17 protein-coding genes and 1 pseudogene are annotated in these 14,378 nt (G+C 64.1%); 12 read left to right on the top strand and 6 right to left on the bottom strand.

Translation table 11 applies throughout. The features are described 5' to 3' along the window. The 3 genes and pseudogenes from HLH21_RS10360 to HLH21_RS10350 form a co-directional block, all read left to right on the top strand. Nucleotides 1-355, top strand: a pseudogene (locus HLH21_RS10360) (hypothetical protein); the annotation flags it as partial. After that, on the top strand, nt 355-813 hold the full coding sequence (locus tag HLH21_RS10355; RefSeq protein WP_182943676.1) for a hypothetical protein: 459 nt from the start codon (nt 355-357) through the stop codon (nt 811-813). The pseudogene HLH21_RS10360 and the gene HLH21_RS10355, both read left to right, overlap by 1 nt. After that, the gene (locus HLH21_RS10350; RefSeq protein WP_246379572.1) at nt 810-1,625 is read left to right on the top strand and encodes a discoidin domain-containing protein; all 816 of its coding nucleotides are present in this window, start codon (nt 810-812) and stop codon (nt 1,623-1,625) included. Before HLH21_RS10355 ends, HLH21_RS10350 begins: the two co-directional genes overlap by 4 nt. 80 nt (nt 1,626-1,705) lie before the next feature. Here the strand turns inward: HLH21_RS10350 and HLH21_RS10345 are convergent, their stop codons facing one another. Together HLH21_RS10345 and HLH21_RS10340 are read right to left on the bottom strand one after the other, a co-directional pair. Beyond that, nucleotides 1,706-2,101, bottom strand: coding sequence for a type II toxin-antitoxin system HicB family antitoxin (locus tag HLH21_RS10345; protein ID WP_182943674.1), 396 nt, complete (start codon nt 2,099-2,101; stop codon nt 1,706-1,708). A 17-nt stretch (nt 2,102-2,118) separates the two neighbouring features. Continuing rightward, nucleotides 2,119-2,301 carry a type II toxin-antitoxin system HicA family toxin gene (locus tag HLH21_RS10340; protein ID WP_182943673.1) on the bottom strand — a complete coding sequence of 61 codons (183 nt, stop codon included), beginning with the start codon at nt 2,299-2,301 and terminating at the stop codon, nt 2,119-2,121. Nucleotides 2,302-2,576: 275 nt separating this feature from the next. Between HLH21_RS10340 and HLH21_RS10335 the strand changes: the two genes are divergently transcribed. From HLH21_RS10335 to HLH21_RS10325, 3 genes are read left to right on the top strand one after another with little or no spacing between them, the layout of a single operon-like run. Beyond that, nucleotides 2,577-2,921, top strand: a complete 345-nt coding sequence (locus HLH21_RS10335) for a hypothetical protein (RefSeq protein WP_182943672.1) — start codon at nt 2,577-2,579, stop codon at nt 2,919-2,921. Next, entirely contained in the window at nt 2,918-3,391 is a 474-nt protein-coding gene (locus HLH21_RS10330) for a GNAT family N-acetyltransferase (protein WP_182943671.1), read from the top strand. Before HLH21_RS10335 ends, HLH21_RS10330 begins: the two co-directional genes overlap by 4 nt. Next, nucleotides 3,391-4,107 (top strand): hypothetical protein, encoded by a 717-nt coding sequence (locus tag HLH21_RS10325; RefSeq protein WP_182943670.1) that lies wholly within the window; start codon nt 3,391-3,393, stop codon nt 4,105-4,107. Before HLH21_RS10330 ends, HLH21_RS10325 begins: the two co-directional genes overlap by 1 nt. A gap of 203 nt (nt 4,108-4,310) precedes the next feature. On the opposite strand, the gene HLH21_RS10320 is transcribed toward HLH21_RS10325, so the two are convergent. Continuing rightward, the gene (locus HLH21_RS10320; protein ID WP_182943669.1) at nt 4,311-5,018 is read right to left on the bottom strand and encodes a YfdX family protein; all 708 of its coding nucleotides are present in this window, start codon (nt 5,016-5,018) and stop codon (nt 4,311-4,313) included. Between the two features lie 277 nt (nt 5,019-5,295). Here HLH21_RS10320 and HLH21_RS10315 point away from each other — a divergent pair, with 277 nt between their 5' ends. Genes HLH21_RS10315 through HLH21_RS10295 form a run of 5 tightly spaced genes read left to right on the top strand, consistent with a single transcriptional unit; the run spans nt 5,296 to nt 8,735 of the window. After that, the gene (locus HLH21_RS10315) at nt 5,296-6,186 is read left to right on the top strand and encodes a phage tail protein (RefSeq protein WP_182943668.1); all 891 of its coding nucleotides are present in this window, start codon (nt 5,296-5,298) and stop codon (nt 6,184-6,186) included. Beyond that, nucleotides 6,183-6,632, top strand: coding sequence for a hypothetical protein (locus tag HLH21_RS10310; protein ID WP_182943667.1), 450 nt, complete (start codon nt 6,183-6,185; stop codon nt 6,630-6,632). The genes HLH21_RS10315 and HLH21_RS10310 overlap by 4 nt, the downstream gene beginning before the upstream one ends. Continuing rightward, a complete protein-coding gene (locus HLH21_RS10305; protein WP_182943666.1) occupies nt 6,632-7,111 on the top strand; it encodes a hypothetical protein in 480 nt (159 codons plus the stop codon). Before HLH21_RS10310 ends, HLH21_RS10305 begins: the two co-directional genes overlap by 1 nt. Nucleotides 7,112-7,122: 11 nt before the next feature. Then, a complete protein-coding gene (locus HLH21_RS10300) occupies nt 7,123-7,869 on the top strand; it encodes a hypothetical protein (protein ID WP_182943665.1) in 747 nt (248 codons plus the stop codon). A 35-nt stretch (nt 7,870-7,904) separates the two neighbouring features. Then, nucleotides 7,905-8,735: a hypothetical protein gene (locus HLH21_RS10295; RefSeq protein WP_246379570.1), complete on the top strand. Its 831-nt coding sequence runs from the start codon at nt 7,905-7,907 to the stop codon at nt 8,733-8,735. Nucleotides 8,736-8,901: 166 nt separating this feature from the next. On the opposite strand, the gene HLH21_RS10290 is transcribed toward HLH21_RS10295, so the two are convergent. Next, nucleotides 8,902-9,648: a glucose 1-dehydrogenase gene (locus tag HLH21_RS10290; protein ID WP_182943664.1), complete on the bottom strand. Its 747-nt coding sequence runs from the start codon at nt 9,646-9,648 to the stop codon at nt 8,902-8,904. A 146-nt stretch (nt 9,649-9,794) separates the two neighbouring features. On the opposite strand from HLH21_RS10290, the gene HLH21_RS10285 reads away from it, so the two are divergent. Beyond that, nucleotides 9,795-10,439 carry a TetR/AcrR family transcriptional regulator gene (locus tag HLH21_RS10285; RefSeq protein WP_246379567.1) on the top strand — a complete coding sequence of 215 codons (645 nt, stop codon included), beginning with the start codon at nt 9,795-9,797 and terminating at the stop codon, nt 10,437-10,439. Nucleotides 10,440-10,715: 276 nt separating this feature from the next. Here HLH21_RS10285 and HLH21_RS10280 read toward each other — a convergent pair whose 3' ends face one another. Continuing rightward, a complete protein-coding gene (locus HLH21_RS10280; protein ID WP_182943663.1) occupies nt 10,716-12,359 on the bottom strand; it encodes a dynamin family protein in 1,644 nt (547 codons plus the stop codon). Continuing rightward, on the bottom strand, nt 12,346-14,223 hold the full coding sequence (locus HLH21_RS10275) for a dynamin family protein (protein WP_182943662.1): 1,878 nt from the start codon (nt 14,221-14,223) through the stop codon (nt 12,346-12,348). Before HLH21_RS10275 ends, HLH21_RS10280 begins: the two co-directional genes overlap by 14 nt. Nucleotides 14,224-14,378: the final 155 nt, after the last annotated feature.

Below are 14,378 nucleotides of genomic sequence, written 5' to 3'. Positions count from 1 at the left end.
GGCGATGCTGGCCGCCGTGCCGCCGCCGCCCCCGGTGGCGCGGCCGGACCCGCCGCCGCCGCCGCGCGGGCCGTGCGATGTCGTCGTGCTGCATCATGGCGCGCGGGTCATCGACGGGTTCGGCGTGCCGGCCGGGCGGGTCGTGGGGTGGGTGGGCGATGTCTACCTGCAACGCGACGGCGACGCGGGCGGGGCGCTGTGGGCCAAGCAGTCGGGCGCCGGCACGGCGGACGGCTGGGCGGCCGGGGGCGGCGGCAACGGGACGGGCGGCGTGCTGCCGCTGGTCAATGGCGACACATCCCCGATCGGCATCCTGTCCGATCCGACGGGGCAGACAATCGGGGTGCCGATCTGATGGGACACAGCACGCTGATTACCGATTATTTCGGCTATGGCGCCGCCGCCGCGCGGCCGGCGACGCCGAATATCCCCAGTGGCTGCCTGGGGTTCTACTACGCCACCGATATCGGGCAGGTCTATGCCTGGGACGGGGCGTGGCAGGCCTGGGCGCCGTCCGCGCAGAGCTTTGCCGGCGGGCTGGCGGCGGCGGGCACCACGCAGGGATCGGCCGCCGCGCTGGTGGCGAACGTCAACCTGTTCACCACCGTGGCGGCCGGCGGCGGGGCCGTGCTGACGGCGGGGGCGGTGGGCACCTGGCGGAAGGTGCTGAATCGCGGCGCGGCGGCGCTGCTGGTCTATCCGCCTGCGGGCGGGGGGATCGACGCGATGGCGGCGGATGCGCCGGTCACGATCCTGGCCGGTGGCGTCGCCACGTTCTGGCAGAACAGTTCAACGCAATGGTATTCGGAATGAAGACGATTTTGCTGATTTTGGCCGGCGCGCTGGCGCTGGCCGCCCCTGCCCGCGCGCAGGTCGCGGGGCCGGTGGGGCATGGCGAACTGCCGTCCTGCCCCGACGTTGGCGGCAACCATCTGAACTACGCGCCCGCGACGGGGACGTTTTCCTGCGGCACGACGGGCGGCGTGCCGGCGCTGGCGGACGGGACGGTGCTGGGCAATGTCAGCGGCGGCGCGGCCGTGGCCTCGGCGCTGACGCCGGCGCAACTGACGGCGCTGGTGCAGCCGTTCACCGCCGGCCTGCCGGGTGCGGCCCCGGCCAGCGGCGGGGGCACGGCGAATTTCCTGCGGGCCGACGGGACATGGGCCGCGCCGCCGGGGGGGAGCGGGGGCGTCGTGGGCGCGCATCGCTATTGGGCGCTGGGAAACATGATCTCGACCGCGCGCACGCAGCCGCCCACGATGGGGGAATGCTATCTTGCCGCGACAGTGGGGGGCGCAAACCTGATTCCCGTCGCCTCCACCTCGACCGACACCTATGGCGGACAGCCGCTATCCAATGTCTATGACGGCGATACCGGAACGAACTGGGGCTCGAACAACTATGCCCCTTCCCCGTTCATCGTGTTCGATTATGGGGTTCCGGTCGGCGCGGCCCAGATCACCATCACCTCGCGGAGCGGCAGTTGGTATAGCCAGACCCCGCAGATATTCGATGTGTTGTTCAGTGACGATGGGGTGGCGTTCCATAAGCTGGGCACGTTCAATATCGGGGCGTTCGCGTCGGCGTTGCAGACGAAGACCATTCCGCTGCCGACGGCATTGTGAGGGCTGGAGAGTCGCAGCGCCGTGAGGTGGGCGTCGCCGAAGGGCACGTGGGGCATGCGAGGCGGATCAATGGCCCCCCGTCACGCACCCAGCGCCAGCTTGGCGATAAATCCCGAGCGGGTTTCCCCCGCTTCTTTCGCCCGGCTATCCAGTCGAGCCAGGACGCGGCGGGGAAGCGTGATGTTCACGCGCTCGGACATATCATCAAAAAACGCGGGATCGACGCTTGCAAAGCCCCAGATCCATTCCGGTCCGGACCATTGGGAGTTGGCGCGCAAGGCGTCGAGCGAAGATGGACGCGGCACGGACTGTCCATGGTCGATGGCATCCTCGATCCAGAGCGCGATCGCCTCGGACGCATTGCTCACCGCTTCGTCGAACGTATCCCCCGCAGAGAAGCACCCCGGCAGGTCGGGCACGACAACGCCATATGCCTCAGCGTCCGACCCGTGCTCGATCACGATAGGATAGCGCATTTTCCCCTCCTGCCGGGTCACTTCAACCCGGCCTGCTTGCGTATCGCGGCGACCAGCCCCTTGCCCAGGTCCTTCTTGGGGTGGGGCACCGTGACCGAGTGCCCGTGGTCTGGGTGGCGGAATATGTGGTGTGAGCCCCGCGACCGGACTTCGGCCCATCCCGCTTTCTTCAGCTCTCGGATCAGCTCGGCGCTGTTCATGTGTTTCTTATACACACGATACACATTAATCGCAAGAAGAAAGTGTGTGCAGTGTGTATTTGGAGATCGGATCAATGGCCTGACGGGCGCACCCGACAAGGCGTTGATAATATTCGGCGCGAAATAGTGCTCAGCGCGCCTGCATGGAGTGATCCCCTGGCAAACTCGCGCTTGCGCGTCGATCCCCTCGTGAAGTACACATATCCCATCCGGGCATAGGCATCGCCCGCTATCCGACGCCCCCCTCGGGGGGCGCGCATGCGATTGCAGGTGCCATGCCCGTTCAGCCCGTTTCCATCCTTCCCGCGCAGTTCGTCCCCGGCGTTACGACGGCGCTCTATGCCTCGCCCGGCGGGGTGTTGACGCGCATCGACGCGCTGGGCGTCTGCAATGTCGCCACCGTTGCCGTGCAGATCACGATCTATCTGGTTCCGGCGGGGGGCGAGGCGGGGCCTGCGAACGCCACGACGTTCAACCAGACCCTTCTGCCGGGGCAGAGCTGGAACAGCCCGAACGAGATCGGCAAGGTGCTGGGGCCGGGCGATGCGATCGCGGCGGTGGCGACGGCGGGGGCCGCGCTGACGATTTCGGCGGGCGGGTTGCAGGTGACCCCCTCGTGATCGTCTATCGGGTCGAACCCTGGTCGGCGGCGCTGGCGGACATGCGGCCGTTGTGGGCGGCGCATTTCCACGAGGTCGCGGTGGATCAGGCGCGGGTTCCGCTGGACATGGACCTGCCCGCCTATGCGGCGCTGGAGGCGGCGGGCGCGCTGCATGTCGTGACCATGCGCGATGGCGGCAGGCTGGTGGGCTATCTGGTCGCGCTGGTCTGGCCGCATCTGCATCATTGCAGCACGCCGCATGCGTTTTTCGATCTGTATTACGTCCGCCCCGCCGACCGGCGGTGGACTGCCGGCCTGCGGCTGTTCCGCGAGGCCGAGCGCACGCTGGCGGCGCGCGGGGTGCGGCGGCTGGTGACCGGCACGAAGATCCATACCGCGCCATCGGGCCGGTCGCTGGATGTCGGCCGGATTTTCCAGCGACTGGGCTGGGTGGAAATGGAACGTCAATTCGGGAAGTGGATCGGCTGATGGTGACGGCAATCACGGGCGGGCTGGGCGCGCTGGGTTCGATCGCGGGCGGTATCATGGGGGCGGATGCGGCATCGGGTGCCGCCCGCCAGCGGGCGTCGGAATTCGATGCGGCGAACCAGTTCCAGCAGCAGGTCTATGACCAGACCCGGCAGACTTTGTCGCCCTATGTCTCGACGGGGACGAATGCGCTGTACAGCCTGGCCAGCCTGATGGGGCTGCCGGGCGGGACGTCCGGCCAGGGGGCGGGCGCGCTGGATGCGTACAACCAGTTCGTCCAGACGCCCTATTACCAGTTTCCGTTGCAGCAGGGCGAACAGGGGCTGGACCAGTCGGCCGCGGCGCGCGGGCTGGCGCTGTCGGGCGGCCAGATGAACGCCTTGCAGAAATACGCACAGAATTACGCGGGGACGCAGTTCGGCAATTACATGAACGCGCTGTCCGGCCTGGCGGGCATGGGCAGTTCGGCGGCCGGGACGATCGGCAGCCAGGGCAACCAGGCGGCCGGCGACGTGCTGAACGCCCTGTCGGGGGCGGGGAATGCGACGGCGCAGGGCACGCTGGGGGCGACCAGCGCGTTGCAGGGCGGGCTGGGCAACGCGCTGGCGCTGCTGGCCGGCGGAGGGTCGTCCGGGGTGCTCGGCTCGCTGCTGGGCGCGGCGGGCGGGGACAGCAGCTACCAGGATCCCTTCGCCGGGGCGGGCATTACGATGTAGGGGGGAGCGGGTATTTTCCCAAAACGGGGATTCGGAATAACAGGTCGGGCTTTGCCCGAACCCACCAGGGCCTGAGGCCCTGGACCCCGATCATGCACCAACGACTGGGTTTCCAAAGGGCTCGGCCCTTTGGCGGGTTTCAGGGCAGCGCCCTGAGGCAGGCCGCGAAAGAGCCATTCACAATAATGCCTTCGCCCTTCGGGTCAGGAGGCTTTCGGCCCCGTGGGGACGAACACCATGTCGTCGGCGATGAAGCGGGTGGCGTTCTGGGCGTCCTGCAGGGCCTGGTCGGCGCCGGTGGTGTCCGTGCCGCGCACCAGGTTGGAGGCCCGATAGACGTCGGCCGTCACGCTTTGCAGCGGTGCGACGAGCATGACGAAATCGACATCGACATCCGCGCCCTTCAGGGTCTGGGCGGCGGCGGCGGTTTCGCCTTTCTTCAGGTGCTGGCTGGCGGTTTTCGCGGCCAGGGCCTTTTCGGCGGGGGCGGTGGCCGGATCGGACGAGACCACATATTCGGCATCGACCGGAATCCAGGTGACGGCCGGCGCGGTGGCGGCCGCGTCGGGGGCCTTGCCGTGCGTGCCCTGCGGCGCGTGGGCCGGCGGGGTCAGGGCGGCCTCGGCGCGGGTGAAGGCGTGGGTGTCGGCCTGTGCGTGGGCCAGCGCCGCGTTGGCGTCGTCGAGGAACGTGCCGGCCGCGCCCTTGTCGCCCTGCGCCAGGGCCTGGCGCGCCAGGTCGATATCGGCGAAGGCCCGCAGCCCGTCGCGCGACAATCTTCTGAAATCGTGGTCCACCGCGGTCTGGTCGGGCCGTGCGGTGTGGGTGGGAGGGGCGGCCGCCAGCGCGACGGCCGGGGTGGCGGCCAGGGCGGCGAGAAGGGCGAGGGACGGAACGGAACGCTGTTGCATCAGGTGACCTCGGCTGTTGGCGCGGCCAGACTCCCCCCTTTCCGTCCGGGGGCAAAGGCCCCTGCGTGCAGGGCGGAGTCCCTCCTCCTGCATGACGGCCGGAGGGGGCGGGTGGGCGACGTGATGGGAAAAACCGTGATGTGCTGCATATATTTCCCATATTCGATAACGCACGGTTGCCCGTTTGCCCATTTTTCGGCTAGGATGCGGCATCGGGGCACAGGCACCGCCCGCTTATCCAGTCGCCCCCGCGTGGGGCGCGGTCGGGGTATGGTGCATGTCTGGTTCAGCCGCTCGTTTCATCTGGCCCAACAGTTTCAGCGTGGATGCCTCCGGCGTGCCGCGTGTGGGTGCGCGGCTGTTTTTCTACCAGGCCGGTACGACGACGCCGCAGGCGACCTTTGCGGATCCGGGGCTGACCATCGCCAATACCAACCCGGTTGTCGCGGACGAGGCCGGCCAGTTCGGCGACATCTTCCTGCTGGACGATCCGGCCTATGCCGTGGTGCTGGACGATGCCGAGGGCAACCAGGTCTGGGCGATGGACCCGGTGGGCGTCGGCACCGGCGGGACGGGGACGCTGCCGGTCGGGGCGATCATGGATTTTGCCGGGGCGGCCGCGCCGCCCGGATGGTTGCTGTGCTACGGCCAGACTGTCGGCCGCACGACCTATGCCGCGCTGTTCGCCGCGATCGGGACGATTTTCGGGCCCGGTGACGGCGCGACGACGTTCGGGCTTCCCGACCTGCGCGGGCGGGCGACGTTCGGGGTCGACAACATGGGGGGTGCGGCGGCCAACCGGCTGACGATGGCGGGTTCCGGCGTCAATGCGGTCGTTCCGGGCGCTGTGGGCGGCGACCAGAATGCGCCGGCGCACACCCATGTGCTGACCGATCCCGGCCATGACCATGCGCTGAACGATCCGGGCCATACGCACGAGTACGGCTACCAGACCATGCGCGACAGCGGGACCGATACCGCGCATTACTACGCCTATTCCTATACGCAGGGTGGAACAAACTGGCAGACGTCGCAGAGCACGACAGGGATTGTCATTGATTCCGCGACAAGCGGGATAACGATTTCGGGCAGCGGGACGGGGGCCGCCGCCAATGTGCCGCCGGCCATCTGCCTGAACAGGATCATCTACACCGGGGTTGGCGGATGAGCGCGGCCCCGGCACGCCAGGACGAACACAGGCCCGAGCCGGTGGCGCTCGACCCCGTCGAGGCGTCGGAGGCGCTGCGCGACCATGGCCTGCGGATCGGCCGGCTGGAGGCCGGGCAACAGGGGCTGATGGTCAAGCTGGCCGAGATCTCGGCCGAGGGGCGCACGCGCGGCGAACATCAGGACCGGCGGGCCGACCGCGATTCCCAGCAGACGCAGCAGGCGATTGCCGGGTTGCGGAGCGAGATGCGCGCGACCCTTGCCGAGACGACGGCCCCGCTGAACGAGGCGCAACGGACGCTGATCCGCCAGAGCGAGCAGATTGCAGGCGGCATCAAGGTGATTCGCAACATGGGCCTGGGCATCGGCGGCGTGGTGTCGGCGCTGCTGGGGTTCCAGCCGTTCGTGGACTGGATCGGCCATGTGCTGCGGCTGGGGGGGCGCTGATGGCCGGCATCGACCCCGCGCAACTGAAATGGCGCGTCGTCGCCCCCACGCTGGCGGCGCTGGGGCTGGGTGGCGATGCGGCGGTCAATCTGCTGACCGGCACGGCATTGGTCGAAAGCGGCGGGGTCTGGCTGGCGCAGCTTGGCGGCGGCCCGGCGCTGGGCCTGTGGCAGATGGAACCAGCGACCCACGACGATATCTGGCGCACGTTCCTGCCCGACGACCGGTTCGCCGAGATTGAAACACGCGTGCGCCGGATGACCTGTTCGGACCTGCCGCGCATGCAGCAGCTTGTCGGCAACCTGCGCTACGCCTGCGCCATGGCGCGGCTGAAATATTACCGCGCGCCCGATGCGCTGCCGGCCGCGAACGATGCCGCCAGCCTGAGCGCGATGCACAAGCGTGTCTACAACACGCAGCTCGGCGCGGCGGACCCCACCACCAACATCGCGGCGTTCCGGCGCGCGATTGCAGCATAAGGAGGGCCAGCATGGACCCGATGACCGTTTTCCAGTCGTTTCTGACGATCGTGCCGGTGCAGTATCTGATCGACGTGGCGGCCGTGTGCGGCGTGTGCGCGGCGCTGATGCCGTGGCTGCCGGTGCCGGCCCGTGCGGCGTCGGCCTATGGGCGCGTCTATGCGTTGCTGAATATCGCGGCGCAGAATTTCCGCAACGTGGCGAACCTGGCGCGGCCCGGCAAGGGGGGATCGGGGGCGTCGGGGTCCGGCGCGGGGACGCCGCTGGCGGGCATGGCGCTGCTGGTGGGCCTGGGCCTGTCGATGTCCGCCTGCGCCACCACCGGCGGCACGACCACGATCGACACCGCCGAACTGAACGCCGATGCCGGCGCGGTCGCGTTCGCGGCCGAGGCGATCGAGGCCATTCCGGGCCTGTCGTCGCATCTCGGCGCGGACCAGGTCGCGCAGGTCAATGCCGCGCTGGAGCGGATCAAGACGATTACGGCGCAGATCAACGCGGCGTCGGGCGGGGCGATCGACATTGACACCGGCAAGGGCTGGGCGTCGTCGCTGGCGTCGGAATTCCAGACGATCCTGACCATCGCGACGCCCATCGTGTCGGCCTTCGCGCCGGGGGTGGGGGCCTATGTCCAGACGGCCGGGCAGATCATTCCGCTGCTGTTGCAGGCCGTGGGGCTGACGCCGGCGGCGATGTCGGCGGGGCCGGGCGCGCCCCCGGCGCCGGCGGTGCGGGCGGCGATTTATCGGGGGGTGTGAAGGACGGGCGCCGTCGGGGTCGGGAGGGGAGCAGCATGATCGCACGCAGACTGGGTTGCCGCCCCGCGCGGACCCGACCGGGGCAGCCGCGCCTGTCGGGCCTGGACATGATGGCGCGCCGCGCGCCCGACCGGTTGGTGCGGGCGGGCATCGACCCGGCGCCGCTGATGCTGGGCAATGACGTGCTGGGCGACTGCACGTCGGCCGGCATCGGCAACCATATCCGCGCGACGGCGGCGCTGGCGGGGTTTCAGGTGGCGGTGGGCACGGCGCAGGCCGAGGCGTTCTATGCGGCCTCGACCGGCTATGTGCCCGGCGACCCGGCGACCGACCGGGGCGGGGTCGAGGTGGACGTGCTGACCCACGCCGCGCGTGATGGCTACCGGCTGGCCGGGCAGACGCTGTTTCCGGTTTGGGGCAGCGCCGATGCGGACGACCTGAACGGCATGCGGAACATCATGGCCGGCATGGGGGCGGCATACCTGGGCGTGCGACTGGCGCGCGCCGACCAGCAGGACGGGGTGTGGGACACGACCACGCCGGGCGACCAGACGCCGGGGTCGTGGGGCGGGCATTGCCTGCTGGCCTGGGCCTATGACGGCGTGGCGGATGACTCGCTGGTCACGCTGCTGACCTGGGGCACGACGCAACGCTGCACCTGGCGCTGGCTGCGGTCGCGGCTGATGGAGGTGCACGGCCTGGCCTGGCGGCAGTTGATGCCCGCCGGCGGCGTGGCCCCGGACGGACGGGACTGGGACGCGCTGGTGGCGGCGAATGCGGATTATCTGGCGGGGGAGGGCGGAGTGCGCGCGGGTCGGCCCCTGCCGGAAGCCGGCAGGGGCCCTTGCATCCCGTTCGTTTCCTGACGTCCTGGGCGTCCGAAGGGCGATGGCCTTTGGCGACGCACGGCCGGGAAGGCCGACCAAGCCCAAAGAGGGGAGGCCGGCGGGTTTTCGCCGCCCACGCTGCCCCGATCCTTGGGCCCGACCCCGCGGATTCCCGGCCCGGCGCCGTCACGCCTGGTCCCGGATGTCAGCGCAGGCCGCCGGAGGCGATCAGCGTTTCGCCGGTCAGCCAGCGGGCGTCATCGGAAGCCAGGAAAACCGCCAGCGGCGCGATGTCCTGCACCTGACCGGTGCGGCCCAGCGGCGTCTGCGCCACGATGGCCTGTTCCATCTCCGAGCCGACGACGTGCGCGGTCTGGGTGCCTTCGGTTTCGATCAGGCCGGGATTGATGGCGTTCACCCGGATCTGCTTCGGTCCGAGTTCACGCGCCAGCGACCCGGTGATGGCGTCGATCGCGCCCTTCGTGCCGGTATAGACCGCCGAATTGGGCGGGGTGATGCGCGAGACGACCGAGCTGATATTGATGATGCTGCCACCCGCGCCCAGATGGCCGACTGCGGCCTGCGTCGTCAGCAGCGTGCCCAGCACGTTGACGTTGAACTGTCGGTGGAAATGCTCCTCGGTGATTTCTTCGATCGAGGCGAATTCATAGACGCCGGAGTTGTTGACCAGAATATCCAGCCGGCCGAACTGATTGATCGCGGCATCGACCAGGGCCTGGGCATCGGCCTTGCGCGAGACGTCGCCCTGAACCGCCACGGCCTTGCCGCCTGCGTCTGTGATCGCGGCGACGACTGCATCGGCCCCCGATTTGCTGGAGGCGTAGTTGACGACGACTGCGGCCCCTTCCGCCGCCAGCGCCTTGGCTATGCCGGCGCCGATGCCCTTGGAGGCGCCGGTGACGACTGCGACTTTTCCGGAAAGCTTGCTCATTGGTAATGTCCCTGTCTGCTGGGGCTGGGAGCGAAGCGCGGCCCTGGCGCCCGGGTTGCGTAGATGGATGGCTTAAAATTTGGAGTGGCCGCTCCAATATGCGACATATGAGGGGCGTGATTTCGCGTTCAAGGATTTATGGAGCGATGACACCAAAAAAAATCGGTGGCGAGCGGCGTGGCCGGGGCCGGCCGCCATCCTTCGACCGGGGGCAGGCCCTGTGCGCGGCCATGCGCCTGTTCTGGGACCGGGGGTATGACGGAACCAGCTTCGACGACCTGATCGCGGCCATGGGGATCAGTGCGTCGAGCTTCTACCATGCGTTCGGCAGCAAGGAGGCTTTGTACCAGGAGGCGATCGACGCCTACATCAAGGTCGCCGGAGGGTGGTTTTTTGCCGCCCTGAACGAGGAGACCGACACGCGGACCACCTTCGGGCATCTGCTGGCCGCAGCGGCGGCCGAGTTCACGCGCGACGACCTGCCGGCGGGGTGCATGATCGCGGTCGCGGCCACCCAGTGTGCGCCGACCCAGGCACGCCTGCGCGACCTTCTGGCCAGCCAACGCACCCAGTCCGAGGACGCGATGGCCGACCGCCTGCGCCGCGGCATGGCGGCGGGCGACCTGCCTGCCGATACGGACATCGAAGCGCTGGCGGCGTTCTATGGTTCGCTGTTGCGCGGCATGGCGGTGCAGGCCCGCGACGGCGCGTCGCGGGAGAGACTGCTGGAAATCGCGCGGATCGGGATGCAGGCATGGCCTGCCGCGCAGCCGCACCCGCACGATTCATGAGGGGGACGACCGTTTGGGCGGGGGGTGGACTTGCGGGAATGGCGTGTCTGTAGGCGCCCTCGTAGCGGACATAAGGTATTTTGAGCAGCGTTACCCGGAGCAGACATAATCGATCCATCTGAAAGTGGACGATCTGGGTTGGTATGAGCCTATATAAATCATAGTGGTACAGCCCCCTCTTGTGAGGGGGACTGTGTAACCAACAGTCCGGGCACGGTACAACCCGGCACGCTTCATGATTGCAATGCCGGAACTTTGCGGGCCTTCAAAACCTGGTCAGTAATTATACTGTTCAAGCGTCTGTTTGGCGGTCAAGAAGAGCGTGCGGTCCTCCATGAGCGCGGTATTCTCCTGACTAATTTCCTTCAGACGGACACGGACATTATTCTCAAGCACTTCAAATGCCTGCTGAGCCTGCTGGGAAATCCAGAGCATGGCATCCTGCCTGTATTTTGAGAGGAAATTGTCTGCGGCATCGGCTATGGCACGCGCCTGGCGCTCTGCCTCCCGACGCGCTTTCAGTTCATTATGAATTGCCACTCCAAAACCGATAACGGCGGAAATTGCAGTCAATGCCGGTCCAAGGAATTTGCCGTATTTGGCCGCGACTGCGCCAAGCCTGACCGCGCCCTTCATATGATAAAGGGGCTTGAGAACCGCCCCAACATTTGTTTTTGACACGTCTTTGCCAAACATGAGAACAGATTTCAAAATAGTCGTCGACTGCTCGGCAGGAAGTGCCGACAAACCTGAACTGAGGTTTTGGCCGAGTTCAGAGAAATGCTTCCCGAACACACTGCTTTTCTGCTCCTCCCCTGCTTCAAGGTTGATGTCGGTTCGGGAAATTTTCGACTTGATGAGTTCGGCCAGTTTTTCGACATCAGCGTCAAGGCCACGGTATTCTTCCGCGATTTGTGCCTCCATATGAGACCACAAATCCTGTTCCATACCATCCGCGATTTCCGTCAGGTCGCTTTCCGGCACGTTTGGGTCACTCACCTTATTGCGGCAGTAGGCCAAAACTCTGGGGCGCGTGGAGCCAATAATGGTGTCGAGACGTGCTCGCGCCTTCAAAACCACTCTTTCCCTGCTTTTGCGAACTGTCCGGTCAAGCTCATCGACGCAACGGCTCTCCTCATTCCCCGCTCTTTCCTCCAGAACCGCAGAGGCCTTATCGATCAGGTCAAGAACGTCTCTTGCAGCGGAGCGGCAGACAACCGAATAATCGCAGTCCTCAAGGAACTGAAAGAGCTTGCGCTCCAACTCATCAAGACCACTGTTTCTGACTAGGGCCGACTTGTTTTCCATTCGCCCCTTCAGAGCAGAACGTGCATTGACAACGCAGAGATCAACCTTATCGAGAATATTTTTTATGCCCGCCTTCTCAGCGAAATTTTGGAGATGGGCCCGCGCACTATCAATGACGACCACATACTCCTCGCCGTCACGCTCGAGGGACATCTTGTCGTTAATGACGAGCAGAAGACGGCGGCCGCGACGCAGTATGTCGATGAGAGCATTCCATGTTTCCCCCTCTGCCGCGACACCACCGGCGGCAACGACAAAAAGGATGACATCGCTCCTGTTGAGGGAGCTTTCGGTAACCGCCTCATGCTCGATAGGGGCGTCGATGCCGGGCGTATCGAGCAGCGTATATCCTCGCCAGTCATACCCTTTAATCTCGGCCGTCTCCGGCCTGTCGGCCATGGCGGCCTGCTCCGAACCAAGCAGCGCGTTGAGCAATGTGCTCTTGCCCGCGTTATAGACTCCATAGACCATGATGCGCGGTCGATCCGTCTCAGCCCGGGTTCGCAGGGCAGATGCCATTTCAGAACTTGCATTTTGGCCAAGCCAGCGGTCTATGGCCGGAGATACCGTGTTGAATGTCTCGTTAATGGGTGCGAAATCAGGCAGCAACATGGTTCAATTCCTCTTCAAGGCTCTCAATTATTGTGTTGAATGCCTTCTTGTATTTTTCGGTCACGACGGAAAGCTCACTAACGCACTGAATAGTATTTGGTGAAACCCAGTCGTTTACCCACTTTTCGATTGGTCCAGACACTTCTGTCATCCAGACTTCGAACAGGCTGTTCGCATTAGCGGCAACAACGGCACGGTTATCTCCTGTCAGGACTTTCGTTTCGCTCTCGCCATCAAACAGACTTCCCCCAAGACCGCCGACGAAGGAGCCAACCGCGCCGCCTATCATCGCCCCGACGGGCCCTCCTACCAAACCGATAACTCCCCCAATTGCCGTTCCAGCAGTCGAACCCACGCCTTTGCCCATAGAACTCTCACGCTTGGTCGTAGAATAAATATTCTCGTATTCAGGAATACTTTTCATGCTTGAGCATATAAATTTTGGCTTAATTGGGGCTGCATGACCAAATTTATTTGCCACAATTGCACAAAAAAAGTTAGTAGAAGAGGTTCTATATTTTTTTAATATGGTATGAAGGGCTTCGTTTTTTTTCTCTGCAGCCATTTCTTCAGCGCTAGCGCAAATTTCATCCGTTTTCATCGAAGCTATTTCGTGAGCAGCATTCCGGCAGTATTCCCCCAATTTCTTTTTGAATGACGCGATATCGTTCGAGAAGATCTCACTCGCGGCATCAATTTTGGCAAAGGTTGCCATCACCTCTTTCATGCAGTCGCTGATATCACGCAGCGATGTCACCATGCGCGCGCACTCACCTTGGGTCTCCAATATCTGAGCCATGGTCGTGAAGAAGTTTTGCATGCCACTCTGGCACCATAACGTCTCCGGAGAGCCATTTCCTTCACACGCAAACCGCGCAGAAACGGACACTACCGAGAATTCATAGAGACCAACCTCTTGGGGTTCGAATGCACTTTCGATGAAAGCACGCAGACCCTCACACTGTTCCTGCCTCACAGAATCGGATTTCATAGTCAGGGTACGGATGATATTCCCGTCAGCGTCTTCATCTTCGTCCATCGTATCAGAGGCTGTTATAACCAATAAAAGTGGCTTGCCACTGCGTAGGAATGACAAAATTTTGGTCCTGTCCGACTCACGTTGGGGGCTGCTGGAATTCAGCGTATAAATGATGAGATCGGAAGCATCGACATACTGATAGGCCAAGTCCCCATTGGAGGCGTTCGCGGAATCAACACCTGGTGTATCTACCCAAGTGAAACCCGGAAGGCTAAAACCCTGAATGGAAGACGTGGTCTCGGCAATGCCGATACCAAATGCCCTTTGCCTCGCCATGATTTCAGGGGACATCTTTTCATTCAGGCCGCTGCTTGTCTCGTAAAAGAAGGTTGGCTGCGGTGAAACGCTTTTGATGGAGTGGGCGTCCGGTGAGATGACCCCATAGGCGACAAAGTTTCCTAGGGATGACTTGCCAGCCTTGACCTTGCCGAAGACGCAAGCCATGCGGCCTTGGCCATATTTCAACGAGAAAAGGTTTCGGCGGTGATATTCCTCAATTTTACTGACTATCTTTTTATGATAGGAAGTAATCTCTGCAATCCATGTTTTACGTTCATCGTACAGGGCGGGCAGGCCCATCTCTTCCAGACTATCTTCGCCGTCTAACCTGGCCTTTCGGGCCGCGATAACAGCCTGGACCTGATTTTCCATCGTCTGGGTTGCTTGGTCGATGTGTCCAAAAGCCTCACCCAAGTCTTTCTTCATCTGGCAAAGCGCCTGTTCTGCTACAGCAATGTTTGTATTGCCACTCTCGCTCTCCAATGCTGAAACAAAATCCAGAAAATCATTGCGGCTTTTAAAATTTTGGCATTTAAGCGAGATCATTATTCTATATCGTTAATTTATTGAAAACGCATAATATGATATATTATATTGCCTTTTTATGCAAGGTCACACAATTGAAGCCAACTTCGTTTCCCACGCAGCAGGGCGTTCGTCCGAATGATGACAGGCCCGACGACTTAGATCGTCCAGCACAA

Origin of the sequence: Gluconacetobacter johannae (assembly GCF_014174305.1) — a bacterium.
In the GTDB taxonomy this organism is placed as follows: Bacteria; Pseudomonadota; Alphaproteobacteria; order Acetobacterales; family Acetobacteraceae; genus Gluconacetobacter; species Gluconacetobacter johannae.
Note: the sequence above shows the minus strand (reverse complement) of the source record. Positions and strands in the feature narration are given on the sequence as shown.

What these genes read in the sequence shown, in the direction of transcription:
- HLH21_RS10355 (WP_182943676.1), top strand. Translation starts at nt 355, where the DNA reads ATGGGACACAGCACGCTGATTACCGATTATTTCGGCTATGGCGCCGCC.
- HLH21_RS10350 (WP_246379572.1), top strand. Translation starts at nt 810, where the DNA reads ATGAAGACGATTTTGCTGATTTTGGCCGGCGCGCTGGCGCTGGCCGCC.
- HLH21_RS10345 (WP_182943674.1), bottom strand. Translation starts at nt 2,101, where the DNA reads ATGCGCTATCCTATCGTGATCGAGCACGGGTCGGACGCTGAGGCATAT.
- HLH21_RS10340 (WP_182943673.1), bottom strand. Translation starts at nt 2,301, where the DNA reads ATGAACAGCGCCGAGCTGATCCGAGAGCTGAAGAAAGCGGGATGGGCC.
- HLH21_RS10335 (WP_182943672.1), top strand. Translation starts at nt 2,577, where the DNA reads ATGCCCGTTCAGCCCGTTTCCATCCTTCCCGCGCAGTTCGTCCCCGGC.
- HLH21_RS10325 (WP_182943670.1), top strand. Translation starts at nt 3,391, where the DNA reads ATGGTGACGGCAATCACGGGCGGGCTGGGCGCGCTGGGTTCGATCGCG.
- HLH21_RS10320 (WP_182943669.1), bottom strand. Translation starts at nt 5,018, where the DNA reads ATGCAACAGCGTTCCGTTCCGTCCCTCGCCCTTCTCGCCGCCCTGGCC.
- HLH21_RS10315 (WP_182943668.1), top strand. Translation starts at nt 5,296, where the DNA reads ATGTCTGGTTCAGCCGCTCGTTTCATCTGGCCCAACAGTTTCAGCGTG.
- HLH21_RS10310 (WP_182943667.1), top strand. Translation starts at nt 6,183, where the DNA reads ATGAGCGCGGCCCCGGCACGCCAGGACGAACACAGGCCCGAGCCGGTG.
- HLH21_RS10305 (WP_182943666.1), top strand. Translation starts at nt 6,632, where the DNA reads ATGGCCGGCATCGACCCCGCGCAACTGAAATGGCGCGTCGTCGCCCCC.
- HLH21_RS10300 (WP_182943665.1), top strand. Translation starts at nt 7,123, where the DNA reads ATGGACCCGATGACCGTTTTCCAGTCGTTTCTGACGATCGTGCCGGTG.
- HLH21_RS10295 (WP_246379570.1), top strand. Translation starts at nt 7,905, where the DNA reads ATGATCGCACGCAGACTGGGTTGCCGCCCCGCGCGGACCCGACCGGGG.
- HLH21_RS10290 (WP_182943664.1), bottom strand. Translation starts at nt 9,648, where the DNA reads ATGAGCAAGCTTTCCGGAAAAGTCGCAGTCGTCACCGGCGCCTCCAAG.
- HLH21_RS10285 (WP_246379567.1), top strand. Translation starts at nt 9,795, where the DNA reads ATGACACCAAAAAAAATCGGTGGCGAGCGGCGTGGCCGGGGCCGGCCG.
- HLH21_RS10280 (WP_182943663.1), bottom strand. Translation starts at nt 12,359, where the DNA reads ATGTTGCTGCCTGATTTCGCACCCATTAACGAGACATTCAACACGGTA.
- HLH21_RS10275 (WP_182943662.1), bottom strand. Translation starts at nt 14,223, where the DNA reads ATGATCTCGCTTAAATGCCAAAATTTTAAAAGCCGCAATGATTTTCTG.